General features: G+C 56.7%; 16 protein-coding genes. 9 read left to right on the top strand and 7 right to left on the bottom strand.

What is annotated here, in order from left to right; genetic code table 11:
- Entirely contained in the window at positions 1–957 is a 957-nt protein-coding gene (locus MHZ97_RS01285; protein ID WP_103794968.1) for a 2-thiouracil desulfurase family protein, read from the bottom strand.
- A gap of 161 nt (positions 958–1,118) precedes the next feature.
- A complete protein-coding gene (locus MHZ97_RS01280; RefSeq protein WP_103794969.1) occupies positions 1,119–1,319 on the bottom strand; it encodes a YbfA family protein in 201 nt (66 codons plus the stop codon).
- A gap of 234 nt (positions 1,320–1,553) precedes the next feature.
- Here MHZ97_RS01280 and kdpE point away from each other — a divergent pair, with 234 nt between their 5' ends.
- Positions 1,554–2,228 carry a two-component system response regulator KdpE gene (kdpE, locus tag MHZ97_RS01275; RefSeq protein ID WP_103795263.1) on the top strand — a complete coding sequence of 225 codons (675 nt, stop codon included), beginning with the start codon at positions 1,554–1,556 and terminating at the stop codon, positions 2,226–2,228.
- A 79-nt stretch (positions 2,229–2,307) separates the two neighbouring features.
- Here kdpE and pgm read toward each other — a convergent pair whose 3' ends face one another.
- Together pgm and seqA are read right to left on the bottom strand one after the other, a co-directional pair.
- A complete protein-coding gene (gene pgm, locus MHZ97_RS01270) occupies positions 2,308–3,948 on the bottom strand; it encodes a phosphoglucomutase (alpha-D-glucose-1,6-bisphosphate-dependent) (protein WP_033751752.1) in 1,641 nt (546 codons plus the stop codon).
- A 25-nt stretch (positions 3,949–3,973) separates the two neighbouring features.
- Entirely contained in the window at positions 3,974–4,525 is a 552-nt protein-coding gene (gene seqA / locus MHZ97_RS01265) for a replication initiation negative regulator SeqA (RefSeq protein ID WP_103794970.1), read from the bottom strand.
- Positions 4,526–4,775: 250 nt separating this feature from the next.
- On the opposite strand from seqA, the gene ybfF reads away from it, so the two are divergent.
- The 4 genes from ybfF to fur all read left to right on the top strand — a co-directional run bounded on the left by ybfF (position 4,776) and on the right by fur (position 7,435).
- Complete coding sequence (ybfF, locus tag MHZ97_RS01260; RefSeq protein WP_239312800.1) at positions 4,776–5,540, top strand: esterase; 765 nt, start codon at positions 4,776–4,778, stop codon at positions 5,538–5,540.
- Between the two features lie 156 nt (positions 5,541–5,696).
- The gene (gene ybfE / locus MHZ97_RS01255) at positions 5,697–5,972 is read left to right on the top strand and encodes a LexA regulated protein (RefSeq protein ID WP_103794972.1); all 276 of its coding nucleotides are present in this window, start codon (positions 5,697–5,699) and stop codon (positions 5,970–5,972) included.
- Between the two features lie 134 nt (positions 5,973–6,106).
- Positions 6,107–6,637, top strand: a complete 531-nt coding sequence (gene fldA, locus MHZ97_RS01250) for a flavodoxin FldA (RefSeq protein ID WP_103794973.1) — start codon at positions 6,107–6,109, stop codon at positions 6,635–6,637.
- 354 nt (positions 6,638–6,991) lie between these two features.
- Positions 6,992–7,435, top strand: coding sequence for a ferric iron uptake transcriptional regulator (fur, locus tag MHZ97_RS01245; protein ID WP_081136331.1), 444 nt, complete (start codon positions 6,992–6,994; stop codon positions 7,433–7,435).
- A gap of 58 nt (positions 7,436–7,493) precedes the next feature.
- On the opposite strand, the gene MHZ97_RS01240 is transcribed toward fur, so the two are convergent.
- The 3 genes from MHZ97_RS01240 to nagE form a co-directional block, all read right to left on the bottom strand.
- Positions 7,494–7,889 (bottom strand): hypothetical protein, encoded by a 396-nt coding sequence (locus tag MHZ97_RS01240; RefSeq protein ID WP_103794974.1) that lies wholly within the window; start codon positions 7,887–7,889, stop codon positions 7,494–7,496.
- Positions 7,890–8,125: 236 nt separating this feature from the next.
- A complete protein-coding gene (glnS, locus tag MHZ97_RS01235) occupies positions 8,126–9,793 on the bottom strand; it encodes a glutamine--tRNA ligase (protein ID WP_103794975.1) in 1,668 nt (555 codons plus the stop codon).
- A gap of 162 nt (positions 9,794–9,955) precedes the next feature.
- Positions 9,956–11,986, bottom strand: coding sequence for an N-acetylglucosamine-specific PTS transporter subunit IIBC (nagE, locus tag MHZ97_RS01230; RefSeq protein ID WP_103794976.1), 2,031 nt, complete (start codon positions 11,984–11,986; stop codon positions 9,956–9,958).
- 320 nt (positions 11,987–12,306) lie between these two features.
- Between nagE and nagB the strand changes: the two genes are divergently transcribed.
- From nagB to MHZ97_RS01210, 4 genes are read left to right on the top strand one after another with little or no spacing between them, the layout of a single operon-like run.
- Positions 12,307–13,107 (top strand): glucosamine-6-phosphate deaminase, encoded by an 801-nt coding sequence (gene nagB / locus MHZ97_RS01225; RefSeq protein WP_103794977.1) that lies wholly within the window; start codon positions 12,307–12,309, stop codon positions 13,105–13,107.
- 56 nt (positions 13,108–13,163) lie between these two features.
- The gene (gene nagA / locus MHZ97_RS01220) at positions 13,164–14,312 is read left to right on the top strand and encodes an N-acetylglucosamine-6-phosphate deacetylase (RefSeq protein ID WP_103794978.1); all 1,149 of its coding nucleotides are present in this window, start codon (positions 13,164–13,166) and stop codon (positions 14,310–14,312) included.
- Between the two features lie 7 nt (positions 14,313–14,319).
- A complete protein-coding gene (locus MHZ97_RS01215; RefSeq protein ID WP_103794979.1) occupies positions 14,320–15,540 on the top strand; it encodes an N-acetylglucosamine repressor in 1,221 nt (406 codons plus the stop codon).
- Between the two features lie 20 nt (positions 15,541–15,560).
- Positions 15,561–16,313, top strand: a complete 753-nt coding sequence (locus tag MHZ97_RS01210; protein ID WP_033751787.1) for an HAD-IIA family hydrolase — start codon at positions 15,561–15,563, stop codon at positions 16,311–16,313.
- Positions 16,314–16,598: the final 285 nt, after the last annotated feature.

Below are 16,598 nucleotides of genomic sequence, written 5' to 3'. Positions count from 1 at the left end.
TTACTGGCCGTAGCGCAGGCGCAGCGCCTCCGGGTAGGGATCGAAGTAGCGCTGCTGCGTCAGCCAGGGGTGCGGATATTGCGTCATATAGTGCTTCAGCATGGTAATGGGCGCCAGCAGCGGCTGTACGCCGCAGCGGTAGCGATCGATCAGCTCCGCCAGCTCCTGGCGCTGCGGCGAGCTGAGCTGACGGCGGAAATAGCCCTGCGCGTGCATCAGCACGTTGGTGTGGTTACGACGCGACGCCGGCTGCGACAGCAGCGCCATCATGCGGTTGCGATATTCAAATGCGAACGCCTCCAGTGAATCCCACTGGCTCATCGAGGCGACGAACGGCCCAAGCTCGCGATATTTCTCCTGCGAGTGCGCCAGCATCAGCAGCTTATAGCGGCTGTGGAACGCGATCAGCTGCGCGCGCGTTAAGCCGCGCTGCCACATCTGGTTAAATTCGTGCAGCGCGCAGATGCGTCCTACAAAGTTCTCGCGCAGCACCGGATCGTGCAGGCGACCATCCTCTTCCACCGGCAGCCAGGGCAGTTCCGCCTTGAGCTTTTCGGCGAACAGCCCCATGCCCGCTTTACGGTTGTTGTTGGTGTCGGGTTCATAGACGCGCACGCGCTCCATACCGCAGCTGGGCGATTTAGCGCACAGGATGTAGCCGCACAGATGATGCAGCGATTTAACCCGTTCGGCAGACCAGTCGTTCATCTGCTGGGTCATCTCTTCGCCGCCCTCTTTGCTGAAGCAGAGATGAATTTCTTCATCGCGCTGTTTTACCAGCCGCAGCGCCGGACGCGGCGTCGGCAGGCCTATCGCCATTTCGGGGCAGATCGGTTCAAAGCGTACAAAGGGCGCGAGATCGTTGACGGCAAAGGCCAGACGTTTATGACCGCCGTCGAAACGGACTTGTTCCCCCAGCAAACAGGCACTGATACCCAGCGGAATTTTTACGCTCATACTTGTACAACCTCCGAAATCTTGTAGAGGTTTAAGTGTAGCTGAAAATTGCGTGAATAACAGCCTCCAGCCAGCGCTGGAGAGGCTTTTCTCTGTGACGAGGCTTCAGAAACAACAAAGCCCGACGGTTAAATCGGGCTCTGTTTCGCTATGCGGACGGCTTACCAGAAGACGCCGCCTGCAGCTTCGCTTTGCGCCAGCCAGACCGGCTTGGCGCTGGTTTTGCACCACATGCGATGAAGATAGCTGTAAAAACGCGCGCGATCCTGGCGAAACAGCATCACCGGCAGCGCCACAACGCCCAGCAGGATAACCAGCGCACGACGCAACAGGATTTTAGAAAAGGGATATTTTTGATACATCGTTGGCCTCCTTTAAAGCTGTGACTGAAATGTGATCTTGCTCAGATATTACGCTTCCCTGTGTAATTTTGCTACTCATCCGACCACTATTTTTCCCTTTTTAAGACTCATCTTCAGATGATAATGAAAGTAAGTTACAAAATGGTTAAAGTCTTGATCACGTTATGATCAATTCGCAGCCGGATATTTTGCTGCTACAGTAGCGCCAGGTTTTCAGGCATGGAGCACCGCTGCGTGGCCACCGTATTAATCGTTGAAGATGAAAAAGAGATCCGGCGCTTTGTGCGCCTGGCACTGGAAGGGGAAGCGCTGAAGGTATTTGACGCCGATACGCTGCAGCGTGGGCTGATTGAGGCGGCAACGCGCAAACCTGACCTGGTGATCCTCGACCTGGGCCTGCCCGACGGCGACGGACGCGATTTTATCCGCGAGCTGCGCCAGTGGAGCGCCGTCCCGGTGATTATCCTGTCGGCGCGCGTTGACGAGCAGGATAAGATCGACGCGCTCGACGTCGGCGCGGACGACTATCTTACCAAGCCTTTCGGCATCGGCGAGCTGCTGGCGCGCGTGCGCGTGGCGCTGCGCCGCCATCCCGGCCAGCAGCCGGAGCCGGTGATTCGTTTCGCCGACGTCAGCGTCGATCTGGCCGCGCGCCGCGTGGTACGCGCCGATAAAGAGGTTCACCTGACGCCTATTGAGTTTCGTCTGCTGGCCGTTCTGCTGAACAATATCGGCAAAGTGCTGACGCAGCGCCAGCTGTTAAGCCAGGTGTGGGGGCCGAATGCGGTTGAGCACAGTCACTACCTGCGCATCTATATGGCGCATCTGCGTCAGAAGCTGGAGGCGGATCCGGCACAGCCGAAACACCTGCTGACTGAAACCGGCATCGGCTACCGCTTTGTGCCATAAAAAAAGCGCCCGACGGGCGCTTGATGCGGAGTATTGAGCCGCCTGAAAACCTTCTGGTCTGTCGGTCGGCTCAATTTTATCAGGCGTTTTTCAGCACTTCGCTGACGATCTCTACCGCTTCTTTCTCAATCTGCGCGCGATGTTCCGCGCCCAGGAAGCTTTCGCAGTAGATCTTGTAGGCGTCTTCGGTACCTGACGGACGGGCAGCGAACCAGCCGTTTTCCGTCATAACCTTCAGGCCGCCGATAGAGGCACCGTTGCCCGGCGCCGCCGTCAGACGCGCGGTGATCGGATCGCCCGCCAGGGTATCGGCGCTGACCATCTCCGGCGACAGCTTAGAGAGCGCCGCTTTCTGTGCAGAGGTGGCAGGCGCCTGCAGACGGTTGTAGCTCGGCGCGCCGAAGCGTGCAGCCAGCTCGTCGTAGTGCTGCTGCGGGTTCTTGCCGGTGACCGCGGTGATTTCCGCCGCCAGCAGGCAAAGAATGATGCCGTCTTTATCGGTCGACCAGGCAGAGCCGTCGAAGCGCAGGAAAGAGGCGCCCGCGCTCTCTTCGCCGCCGAAGCCGAAGCTGCCGTCGAACAGGCCGTCAACGAACCACTTAAAGCCCACCGGCACTTCCACCAGCTTGCGGCCAATGTCGTTAACCACGCGGTCAATCATCGCGCTGGAGACCAGCGTTTTGCCAACGGCGACCTCTTTGCCCCACTGCGGACGATGCTGGAACAGGTAGTTGATCGCAACGGCCAGATAGTGGTTCGGGTTCATCAGGCCCGCCGGCGTGACGATGCCGTGACGGTCATAGTCCGGGTCGTTGCCGAACGCCAGATCGAACTTGTCTTTATAGGCGAGCAGGCCCGCCATGGCGCACTCAGAGGAGCAGTCCATGCGCACCACGCCATCTTTATCCAGATGCATAAAGCGGAAAGTCTGGTCGATGGCGTCGTTCACGATGGTCAGATCGAGCTGGTAGTGCTCAGCGATGCGCTTCCAGTACTCCATCCCGGAGCCGCCGAGCGGATCGACGCCCAGCTTCAGGCCCGCTTTCTGGATAGCGGCGAAGTCGATAACCTGCGCCAGCCCTTCAACGTAAGGCTGGATCAGATCTTTCTCGACGATGCGGCCGCTCGCCCACGCCTGATCCAGCGGCAGGCGTTTGACTTCCTGCAGGCCCGCTTTGATCAGCTGGTTGGCGCGATCCTCGACCACTTTAGTGACGTTGGTATCGGCCGGGCCGCCATTCGGCGGGTTGTACTTGATGCCGCCATCTTCCGGCGGGTTGTGCGACGGCGTAATGACGATACCGTCCGCCTGTGCGCCGCCCTGCTTGTTGTGCTCAAGGATAGCGTTGGAGATAGCGGGCGTCGGCGTGTAGCCGTTGTCCTGCTGCACAATGACGTCTACGCCGTTTGCGGCCAGCACTTCCAGCACCGACAGAATCGCCGGCTCGGAGAGCGCGTGCGTATCTTTACCGACGTAGCAGGGTCCGGTGATGCCGTTTTTCTTGCGCTCTTCTGCGATGGCCTGCGCGATCGCCAGAATATGGTGCTCGTTAAAGCTCTGACGTCCTGCGCTACCGCGATGCCCTGAGGTGCCAAATTTCACCGCATGGTCCGGGTTCGCCACGTCGGGCTGCAGGACATAATACTGTGATGTTAACTGTGCAACGTTAATCAAATCGCTCTGCTGGGCGGGTTGCCCGGCACGGGGGTGACTGGCCATTGGCGCTTCTCCCTGACGCTTCAGTTTAAATGGTGCCGCAAACTTTCTCAGCCAGCTCCTGCGGGAACTGCATTGAGACCATGATGTGTTCCACCATGCTGCATTTACGGCCGGTATTGGTATTGGTGATCACCCAGTACGGCGTGCCGGGCACATGCTTCGGCTTAGTATGGGTGCCATTCTGCAACAGCGTTTGCTCGTCGCCCGCAAAATAGACGCGCGTACGGCCCTGCAGCGACGCAGTGGCTTCAGCAAAGGCCGAGGGATCAAGACGATAGAGCGTTGAGAGAACCATCATAAAGCGATTAACCGCTTTCTTCTGTTCGGCATATTCATCCGACAGCAGCAGTTCACGCACGGCGCGCACGCGATCCTGCGGGCGGTTTTCCGCACGCACGGGCTGGATCGCTTTTTGCGTCGCGTCGCCGGCGGCTAACGGCGCCGCCGCCGCAGGTGCGCTTTGACCGGCGTTAAATTTAAGCATCCGCCGCAAAATGTCAGAGGCGCTCTCGCCGATATGTTGCGTGTGGCTGGCGATATAGCGGTAGAGGTCTTCGTCAACTTCGATCGTTTTCATCTTTTTCCGTACGGTTTCGACTCGTGACAGAACCACGCCAGCCTGAAAAACGCCGCTGCAACGCAGAGTTGCTGGCGAGACGGGCGGGTTCTAACATAAGGATTATAAAGTTAAATCCAGGCGGGCTGATAGCATTCGCACGCTCAGACGGCAAAAGTCGGAATATGCCCTAAAGCCTGCTGTGTCGTCGCGCCTGGAAAGGTGAAAGCATGATAACCTAACCCAAGGTCCCCATCTTAAGAACTTTGCCATGATTTTAAATGCTCGTCTGCAAACTGACCAATCAATCGCTGATTCCTTGCCCATCCTGCTTATTCACGGCCTGTTCGGCAGCCTGGATAACCTTGGCGTGCTGGCGCGCGGCCTGAAAGACGCGGGTCCGCTGATACAGGTTGATGTGCGCAACCACGGCCTCTCGCCGCGCGCCGACGAGATGAGCTATCGCGCCATGGCGCAGGATATGTTCGATACCCTGGACGCGCACGGTATCGATCGCGTCGCCGTTATTGGCCACTCAATGGGCGGCAAAATCGCCATGGCGATGAGCGCGCTGGCGCCGCAGCGCCTGGCGCGTCTGGTGATGATCGACATCGCGCCGGTGGATTATCAGACGCGTCGCCACGACGAGATTTTTGCCGCTATCCGCGCCGTCAGCGACGCAGGCGTCCGCCAGCGCAGCGAGGCTGCGCAGGTGATGCGCGCTCATATTAAAGAGGAAGGCGTTATCCAGTTTATTCTCAAGTCGTTCCAGGAGGGCGAGTGGCGCTTCAACGTTCCGGCGCTATGGGAAAACTACGCTACACTCTCTGGCTGGGAAGCGGTGCCCGCCTGGCCGCATCCCGCGCTCTTTATTCGCGGCGGCGACTCGCCCTATCTCGACAATCAGCATCGCGACGCGCTGCTGCGTCAGTTTCCCGCCGCCCATGCGCACGTGATCAGCGGTGCCGGCCACTGGGTACACGCCGAGAAACCTGATGCCGTATTGCGCAGCGTTCGTCGCTTTTTTGCGCTTTAAAAGCAAAAGCTTGCCGTTCGCGGTTTAGCATTGGCGTCATCACTTCCGCTGGAGTATGATGGCGCGCTAAATTTTGCCGCTGTGCGTTTTTTGCGGCGGCAATGGCCCATTTCTCGTTATAAGCGCGCCTGTTCGCGCCCCTAGTTTTACTAACCCATGGCAAAAGAAAACACTGATCGCACCACGCTGGATCTGTTTGCAAACGAGCGTCGGCCCGGCCGACCGAAAACCAGTCCGCTTTCGCGTGATGAACAGCTGCGCATCAATAAGCGCAATCAACTGAAACGTGACAAAGTGCGCGGGCTGCGTCGTGTCGAACTCAAAATGACCAGCGAAGCCGTGGACGCGCTAAACACCCTGGCTGAGCAGCGCAACATCAGCCGCAGCGAACTGATTGAACAGATGCTGCTGGCGCAACTCAAACTGGGCTGACGCGCGCAAAGCGCACGCAGAAGCAAATGGAGCGGCTTTTCGAGTTCCGCCCTTTTGCCCGCTCTGCTATCATTCGCTTAATTGTGCGCTCCGCGCATGCACTCATTATCAGGATTTAAGAGGTTATTTACCCCATGGCAATCGTAGGCATCTTCTTTGGCAGCGATACCGGCAACACCGAAAACATTGCAAAAATGATCCAGAAACAACTGGGCAAAGAGGTTGCGGAAGTACACGACATTGCCAAGAGCACGAAAGAAGATCTCGAGGCGTTCGATATCCTGCTGCTGGGCATTCCGACCTGGTACTACGGCGAAGCGCAGTGTGACTGGGACGACTTTTTCCCGACGCTGGAAGAGATCGATTTCAACGGCAAGCTGGTGGCGCTGTTTGGCTGCGGCGACCAGGAAGACTACGCAGAATATTTCTGCGACGCGATGGGCACCATTCGCGACATTATCGAGCCGAACGGCGCGGTGATCGTCGGCCACTGGCCAACCGAAGGCTACCACTTTGAAGCGTCTAAAGGCCTGGCAGACGACAAGCACTTCCTTGGCCTGGCTATCGATGAAGATCGTCAGCCGGAACTGACCAGCCAGCGCGTCGAAGCATGGGTGAAGCAGATTTACGATGAGCTGCAGCTGCAGGCGATCATCGAAGCCTGATTACCCACATACTCAATGTGGGCGCTGGCTCACATTGAGTTAATGGTTTTTCCTATAGAAATAATAGCTACAGTTTTTTAACTTTTATCTTCGATTCTGTACAATACCCACATCGGTTATCTGCTTATTTCTCCCGCGAGGTCAGGAAGTTAGCGAAATGATAACGAACCTCCTGCATTTCTCCGCCCGGCGCCGTTACGCATCTTCTTACAGCCCGTGTTGATTTCAGGCGTTTACCTCGGTTTTCATTTTAAAACTTCACCTCTATAATGAGACGCAAATGAGAATAGATAACGAACGACATTCAAGGCAAGGCGCCTCAAGTAACCAGCAAAGTAACAGGACAATATCCGCATGACTGACAACAACACCGCATTAAAGAAGGCTGGCCTGAAAGTCACGCTGCCCAGACTTAAAATTCTGGAAGTGCTTCAGGAACCTCAGTGCCATCACGTCAGCGCGGAAGATCTTTATAAACGCCTGATTGATATGGGCGAAGAGATTGGTCTGGCTACCGTTTATCGCGTACTGAACCAGTTTGACGATGCGGGCATCGTGACGCGTCACAACTTCGAAGGCGGGAAATCGGTTTTCGAACTAACCCAGCAGCATCATCACGATCACCTGATCTGTCTGGACTGCGGCAAAGTCATCGAATTCAGCGACGAATCAATCGAAGCGCGCCAGCGGGATATCGCCACCCGCCACGGCATCAAGCTGACGAACCACAGTCTCTATCTCTACGGACACTGCGCGCTGGGCGATTGCCGCGAAGACGACACGCTCCACGATCAGTAAAGATGTGCTATGCAGTGATTTTAAAAGCCGGTATGCGTACCGGCTTTTTTTATGGCCGTCAGGCGACCAGCGTTTCGTGCAGGTAGCGCCAGCGGGGAATGGAGGTGGTGCAGTCGAGGATTGCCAGTGAGATGCGCGCCTGATCGCTGCCGTTCATCATCTGTAGCTCGCGGTACTGAATAGTGACTTCATCTTTACGCTGCGAGATCACCGCGTGCTCGCTGGTGGCAATGCGCATACCTTCACGGCGCCCCTGCAGCTGACGGAACAGATCTTCGGTCTGATTTAAATCGAGCAGCCTGCCCTGCGTCGTGACCATGCGGAAATCGGGATGGAAGTGCGAAAGCAGCAGATGGAAGGTATCATCCTCGCCGGATGGCTGGTTGAATATACGTTCGATTAACTGATGTAAAACCACCACGCTGTGTTTTGCTTCCTGACCAAGAGCTGTCATCTTTTTTCCTTTTTATGCCCGCATAGCCTCTTTAAAGAGCGAATAGCCTACCTGAAAAAAAGAAATTCACATCTGTAAATTGATTAATTTTCGTTAACTCAGATAATTGCCAGAGTGGTCCGACAAGCTTTAATCGTTTGTTACAGAACAATAAAACGCCCTTGCGCCGATTGCAGGTATAAAAAAGGGCGATTGCTCGCCCTGTAATGATTTTATCACGCCGTTAATGCAAAACCTTAATCGCCGATTTTTGCCCAGGTATCGCGCAGGCCAACGGTGCGGTTAAACACCAGCTGGTTTGGACGCGAATAGTGGCTGTCGGCGCAAAAGTAGCCTTCTCGCTCAAACTGATAAGGCGCTTCCGGGCTGGCGTTCTGCAGGCCAGGCTCAACAAATCCCTGACGGATCTCCAGCGACTTCGGATTGATGGTGGTCAGGAAATCCTCTTCCGCGCCCGGATTCGGCACGCTAAACAGGCGATCGTAGAGGCGGAACTCTGCTGGCAGCGCATGGTCCGCTGAAACCCAGTGAATGACGCCCTTCACCTTGCGGCCATCTGCCGGATCTTTGCTCAGGGTATCAACGTCGCAGGTGCAGTAGATGCAGGTAATATTCCCCTCTTCATCTTTCGCAACGCGCTCGGCGCGGATCACGTAAGCGTTGCGCAGACGCACCTCTTTGCCCAGCACCAGTCGCTTGTACTGCTTGTTAGCTTCTTCGCGGAAGTCGGCGCGATCGATCCACACCTCACGGCCAAACGGCACTTCACGCGTGCCCATCTCCGGCTTGTTGGGATGATTTGGCATAGTGATGACTTCGTTATGGCCCGCCGGCAGGTTTTCAATGACCACTTTCAGCGGATCGAGCACCGCCATGGCGCGCGGTGCGTTTTCGTTCAGATCGTCACGAATGCAGGACTCCAGCGACGCCATCTCAACCACGTTGTCCTGTTTGGTGACGCCGATACGGCGGCAGAACTCGCGGATCGAGGCGGCGGTGTAGCCGCGACGGCGCAGACCCGATACGGTCAGCATGCGCGGATCGTCCCAGCCCTCTACCACCTTTTCACTGACCAGCTGCGTCAGCTTACGCTTCGACATCACCGCATATTCAAGGTTAAGACGGGAGAACTCATACTGGCGCGGATGCACCGGAATAGAGATGTTATCCAGCACCCAGTCATAGAGGCGACGGTTGTCCTGGAACTCCAGCGTACAGAGCGAATGGGTGATATTTTCCAGCGCATCGGAGATGCAGTGGGTAAAGTCGTACATCGGATAGATGCACCACTTTTTGCCGGTCTGGTGATGTTCGGCGAACTTAATGCGGTAGAGCACCGGATCGCGCATTACGATAAAGCTGGAGGCCATATCGATTTTGGCGCGCAGGCAGGCTTTGCCCTCGGCGAATTCGCCGTTGCGCATTTTTTCAAACAGCGCCAGGTTCTCTTCCACGCTGCGATCGCGATAGGGGCTGTTTTTGCCCGGCGCGGTCAGGGTGCCGCGGTATTCACGGATCTCTTCCGGCGTCAGCTCGTCGACATAGGCCAGACCTTTGGTGATCAGTTCAACCGCGTAGTGATAAAGCTGATCGAAGTAATCTGAGGAATAACGAACGTCACCACTCCACTCAAAGCCCAGCCACTGTACGTCGCGCTTGATGGATTCGACGAACTCCATATCCTCTTTAACCGGGTTGGTATCGTCGAAACGCAGGTTGCACTGCCCCTGATAGTCCTGAGCGATGCCGAAGTTCAGGCAGATCGATTTAGCATGGCCAATATGCAGATAGCCATTAGGCTCAGGCGGAAAACGGGTATGCACGCTGTTGTGCTTACCGCTCGCCAAATCTTCGTCAATGATCTGACGAATAAAGTTAGTTGGGCGGGCTTCAGCCTCACTCATCTCTCAATCCTCAATACGTATAGCGGATGGTTTGTACCACGAAGTAACGGAGTATGATCCACAAAGCGTCGAAGGGAAACAACCGGTTTGTTAAGGCGATAAAACGAAAAAGGCAGGAATCGCTTCCTGCCTGCTTTTTTTTACAGCGATGCGGTTAAGGGCTTAGCTTTTAACCTCGTAAAGCGGGGTTTCGCCAGCCACCACCTGCCCGGTCGCCAGCAGCGTCAGCCCGGCGAAATCTTCGCTGTTGCTGATCACCACGGGGCTGATCATCGAACGGGCACTGGCGTTGAGGAAATCGAGATCCATCTCCAGTACCGGCTGACCCGCCGCAACCGTCGCGCCCTCTTCCACCAGCCGGGTAAAGCCTTTACCACCCAGCGCCACGGTGTCGAGACCCATATGCACCACAATTTCAACGCCGCTGCTGGTTTCCAGGCAGAAGGCATGATTGGTGTCGAAGATTTTCACTACGGTGCCGGCAGCGGGTGCCACCACGGTTTTTCCGGTCGGCCTGATCGCCAGCCCTTCGCCTACCGCCTGGCTGGCGAAGGCTTCGTCAGGCACCGCCTCCAGCGCGACGACTTCACCGCTGACCGGCGCCATCAGCGTCACAATGGTTTTGGTCTCGCGGTTCAACACCCCCTGCGGTTTTGCCGCGGGTGCCGCTGGCGCGCTCGAAGCGCCGCCCGCAGAGGCGACCGGCCCTTTCGTCAGGACTTTTTTCATTGCGGACGCAATGCTTTCCGCCTGGGTGCCGACAATCACCTGCACGCTCTGCTTGTTCAGGCGAATAACGCCTGACGCGCCCAGATTTTTGGCCACCGACTCGTTGACCTGCGACGAGTCTTTAACGTTCAAACGCAGACGCGTGATACAGGCGTCGATGCCGGTCAGGTTGTCTGAGCCGCCCACCGCGCCGATATAGCGACGCGCCAGCGACTCGGTTGCGCTTTCGCCGTTGCCGGAGTGGTCAACGTTCACGTCGTAGCCGTCCGTTTCGTCGCCCGCCACCGCCAGCTCGCGGCCCGGCGTCATCAGGTTAAATTTCTTAATGGTAAAGCGGAATACCACATAGTAGAGCACAAAGAAGACGATGCCCTGCGGGATCAGCATCCACCAGTGGGTCGCCAGCGGGTTGCGGCTCGACAGCACCATATCCACCAGACCGGCGCTAAAGCCGAAGCCGGCGATCCACTGCATGCTGGCGGCGATAAACACCGAGATACCGGTCAGCACGGCGTGGATAACGTAGAGCACCGGCGCGACGAACATAAAGGAGAACTCCAGCGGCTCGGTAATGCCGGTGAAGAAGGCGGCAAAGGCCGCGGCCAGCATAATACTGCCGACTTTGACGCGGTTTTCGGGACGCGCGCAGTGATAGATCGCCAGCGCCGCGCCAGGCAGACCGAACATCATGATCGGGAAGAAGCCCGCCTGATAGCGCCCGGTGATGCCGACAATGCCGGTGCCGTTAGCGATCGACTGTGCGCCGCCGAGGAATTTCGGAATATCGTTGATGCCCGCGACGTCGAACCAGAATACCGAGTTCAGCGCGTGGTGCAGACCAACCGGGATCAGCAGACGGTTAAAGAAGGCGTAGATACCTGCACCGACCGAGCCCAGCTTCTGAATATGTTCACCAAAGTTCACCAGGCCGTTGAAGATCACCGGCCAGATGTACATCAGAATAAAGGCCACCAGGATCATCAGAAAAGAGACCAGAATAGGCACCAGGCGACGGCCGCTAAAGAAAGAGAGCGCCTTCGGCAGTTCCACATGGCTGAAGCGGTTATAGACCTCCGCCGACAGGATACCCACCATAATGCCGACAAACTGGTTTTGAATTTTGCCAAAGGCCGCGGGCACCTGATCGGCCGGGATCTTCTGGATCATCGCCACTGCCGCTGGTGAACAGAGCGTGGTCACCACCAGAAAACCGACAAACCCGGTCAGCGCCGCCGCGCCATCTTTATCTTTTGAGAGGCCATACGCCACGCCAATTGCGAACAGCACCGACATATTATCAATAATCGCCGAGCCCGATTTTATCAGCAGCGCGGCGAGAGCGTTGCTTGCGCCCCATGCGTCCGGGTCAAGCCAGTAGCCGACCCCCATGAGTATTGCGGCGGCTGGCAGGACCGCTACCGGTACCATCAGCGCGCGGCCGACTTTTTGTAAGTAACCTAACATTTGTCCTTTCCCCCTATGAGACTGACTTGTCGCCCTGCGCCGCTTGCTTTTTATTGTCAGCCGCAGGGGTTGAATGACACTACACTTCACGGTGCGCAGTGTAATGACAAATTAATTCGCCTCGCAAATTATACGCGTCTCTTCTGTGATAATTATCACCAAAAGGCACCATTAACTGCCGATACGTCTGGCGAACCACCCCAACTTATTTTATGATGAAAAATATCAAGACGCAGCGATCGCGCGCTGAATCCGGTTTACGGCTTTACCACCAGGCTAACTGCGTCGTCCCCTTTTCTTTTCTCAGAATGAGGTGAAACATGCGACTTATTCCTTTGGCTACCCCTACGCAGGTCGGTAAATGGGCAGCCCGTCATATCGTTAATCGTATCAATGCCTTTAACCCCACCGCAGACCGTCCCTTTGTGCTGGGACTGCCGACGGGCGGCACGCCGCTGGAAGCTTATAAGCATCTTATCGAGATGCACAAAGCGGGCCAGGTCAGCTTCAGGCATGTGGTAACCTTCAATATGGATGAATATGTCGGCCTGCCGAAAGAGCACCCGGAAAGCTATCACAGCTTTATGTACCGCAACTTTTTCGATCACGTTGATATTCAACCAGAAAATATCAATCTTCTGAATGGCAATGCGCCAGATATTGACGCAGAATGTCGCCAGTATGAAGAGAAGATCCGCGCGCTGGGCAAAATTCATCTGTTTATGGGCGGCGTTGGTAACGATGGCCATATCGCCTTTAACGAACCCGCTTCTTCGCTCGCCTCGCGCACCCGCATTAAAACGCTGACGCACGACACCCGCCTGGCGAACTCGCGCTTCTTCAACGGCGATGTGGATCAGGTGCCGAAATATGCCCTGACCGTCGGCGTCGGCACGCTGCTGGATGCGGAAGAGGTGATGATTCTGGTGACCGGCCATGTCAAAGCGCAGGCGCTGCAGGCCGCCGTGGAAGGCAACGTCAACCATATGTGGACCATCAGCTGCCTGCAGCTGCATGCAAAATCGGTGGTGGTATGCGACGAACCCGCCACCATGGAACTGAAAGTGAAAACCGTTAAATATTTCCGCGAGATGGAAGCGGAAAATATGAAAGGCGTGTAAGACGATGTAGTAATGCCCGCCGCGAAGCTCTGGCGGGCTCAGCCGGGAGAACCACGATGTACGCATTAGTAAACGGCCGAATTTATACCGGTCATGAAATTCTGGATAACCACGCGGTGGTTATCGCCGATGGGCTGATCGAACGCGTCTGTCCGCGCGACGCGCTGCCAGCCGATATCGCCCTGCGCGACGTCGCAGGCGCGCTGATCGCTCCCGGCTTTATCGATTTGCAGCTGAACGGCTGCGGCGGCGTGCAGTTCAACGACGACATCGACGCCCTGAGCGTTGAGACACTGGAAATCATGCAGCGTGCCAACGAAAAGTCGGGCTGCACCAGCTTTCTGCCTACCCTGATTACCAGCAGCGACGAGCTGATGAAGCGCGCCATCGACACCATGCGCGCCTATAAAAACAAACATCAGCATCAGGCGCTCGGCCTGCATCTGGAAGGCCCCTGGCTGAATAAAGCCAAAAAAGGCACCCATAATCCCGATCTAATCCGCCTGCCCGATCCGGCGCTGGTGCGCTACCTGTGCGATAACGCCGACGTCATTACCAAGGTGACGCTGGCGCCGGAAAACGCCGGCGACGCGGTGATCCGTCAGCTGACGCAGGCGGGCATTATCGTCTCCGCCGGCCACTCCAGCGCCACCTATGAGGAGGCCAAAGCGGGCTTCCGCGCGGGCGTGACCTTTGCCACCCACCTCTATAACGCGATGCCCGCCTTTGCCGGACGCGAGCCGGGCCTGATCGGCGCGCTGTTCGATTCCCCGGATGTTTATTGCGGCATTATTGCAGACGGGTTGCACGTCCATTACGCTAACGTACGCAACGCGAAGCGTATTAAAGGCAACAAGCTGGTGCTGGTCACCGACGCCACCGCGCCCGCAGGCGCTGAAATTGATAAATTCATTTTCGCAGGCAAAACAATATACTATCGCAATGGCCTGTGCGTGGACGAGAACGGCACCCTGAGCGGCTCTGCGATTACTATGATTGAATCGGTACGCAACGCCGTCGAACATGTCGGCATCGCGCTGGATGAAGCGCTGCGCATGGCGACGCTCTACCCGGCGCAGGCAATGGGCGTGGAAAAACAGCTGGGCACGGTCGAAGCGGGAAAAGTCGCCAACCTCACTGTTTTTACGCGTGATTTCAACATCACTAAGACGTTTGTCAACGGAGACGACGTCCTGAGCGAGTAAGCACTGAATGACCACTGGCGGCCAGACACAAATAGGAAATGTCGATCTTGTCAAGCAACTCAACAGCGCGGCCGTTTACCGGCTAATCGACCAGCAAGGCCCTATTTCGCGCATTCAGATTGCCGAACTTAGTCAGCTTGCGCCCGCCAGCGTCACCAAAATTACCCGCCAGCTGATTGAGCGCGGACTGATCAAAGAGGTGGATCAACAGGCCTCCACCGGCGGTCGCCGCGCGATCTCCATCGTAACTGAAACGCGCAATTTCCATGCTATCGGCGTGCGGCTCGGCCGCTACGATGCCACCCTGACGCTGTTCGATCTCAGCGGCAAGTCACTGGCGCAGGAAGATTACGCCCTGCCGGAACGCACCCAGGAGACGCTGGAGCATGCGCTGTTCGCCGCTATCGACAGCTTTATTGAGGCGCACCAGCGTAAAATCCGCGAGCTAATCGCTATTTCGGTGATCCTGCCCGGCCTGGTTGACCCGATAAACGGCGTGATTCGCTATATGCCGCATATTGCCGTCAGCCACTGGCCGCTGGTGGCCGGACTGCAAAATCGCTTTAAGGTCACCAGCTTTGTCGGTCACGATATCCGCAGTCTGGCGCTGGCGGAGCACTACTTTGGTGCAAGCCGCGACTGCGCCGACTCGATTCTGGTGCGGCTCCATCGCGGCACCGGGGCCGGCATTATCGCCAACGGCCATATTTTCCTTGGCAGCAACGGCAACGTAGGGGAAATCGGCCATATTCAGGTCGATCCGCTCGGCGAGCGCTGCCACTGCGGCAACTTCGGCTGCCTGGAGACCATCGCCGCTAACGGCGCGATTGAAAACCGCGTACGCCATCTGCTCAGCCAGGGCTACCCCAGCGTGCTGACGCAGGAGGCCTGCCAGATGGCACAGATTTGCAAAGCCGCCAACCAGGGCGATGCGCTGGCGTGCGAAGTCGTTGAGTATGTCGGCCGCTACCTGGGCAAAGCGATCGCCATTGCCATCAACCTGTTCAACCCGCAGAAAGTAGTGCTGGCGGGGGAGATCACCGACGCTGAGAAAGTGCTGTTCCCGGCCATTGAGGGCTGTATCAACACGCAGGCGCTCAACGCCTTCCGCAAAAATCTGCCGGTGGTGCGTTCCGAACTCGATCATCGCTCCGCAATAGGCGCCTTTGCGCTGGCAAAACGCGCTATGCTCAACGGCATTCTGCTGCAACATTTACTGGAAGAGTAAACGCGACCCGGACTGAAACTATGACGATAAAAAGCGTAATTTGCGATATTGACGGCGTGTTAATGCATGACAACACCGCCGTACCCGGCGCGCAGGAATTTCTCCAGCGCATTCTGCAAAAAGAGATGCCGCTGGTGGTGCTGACCAACTATCCTTCGCAGACCGCGCAGGATCTGGCGAACCGCTTCGCCAACGCCGGCGTCGAAGTGCCTGACTCGGTGTTCTATACCTCCGCGATGGCCACCGCCGATTTCCTGCGTCGCCAGGAGGGCAAAAAGGCCTACGTCATTGGTGAGGGCGCGCTGATCCATGAACTCTATAAAGCGGGCTTTACCATCACCGACGTCAATCCCGATTTTGTGATTGTCGGCGAGACGCGCTCCTTTAACTGGGAGATGATGCATAAAGCCGCCTTCTTCGTCGCCAGCGGCGCGCGCTTTATTGCCACTAACCCCGATACCCACGCGCGCGGCTTCGTGCCCGCCTGCGGTGCGCTCTGCGCCGGTATTGAAAAAATCTCCGGCCGCCGCCCGTTTTACGTCGGCAAGCCCAGCCCCTACATCATGCGCGCCGCGCTGAATAAGATGCAGGCCCACTCAGAAGAAACGGTTATCGTTGGCGATAACCTGCGTACCGATATCCTGGCCGGTTTTCAGGCGGGACTGGAAACCATTCTGGTGCTCTCCGGCGTCTCGACGCTAAGCGATATCGACGCGATGCCTTTCCGTCCCGACTGGATCTACCCTTCTGTCGCCGATATCGACCTGTTTTAATCGCTCGCTTCGCGCCGCCTGACGCCAGGCGGCCGCTTCCCCCTGCGCTCCCGTCGCCTGCCTGACGCTTTTTTCGCCACATTTAGCCATTCATTGCCGATCCATCAAAGAAATGGCATTTAAATTGAATAAGCTTCAAATAAATTGACCTGGCAACAATCTTTTTATCAGTAAAAGGCGAATATGCTTGCATTGATTGCATGAAATAGCGCATTTTCTTATACATCACGCAGCCGCTGGCTGCCGGACAGGCAACGATAACATCGCCGACAGGCGAGCTCAGGA

Origin of the sequence: Pantoea sp. ACRSC (genome assembly GCF_022346785.1) — a bacterium.
Lineage (GTDB): Bacteria > Pseudomonadota > Gammaproteobacteria > Enterobacterales > Enterobacteriaceae > Pantoea > Pantoea alvi.
The sequence above is the reverse complement of the archived record's forward strand: the minus strand, read 5'-3'. Positions and strand labels throughout refer to the sequence as shown.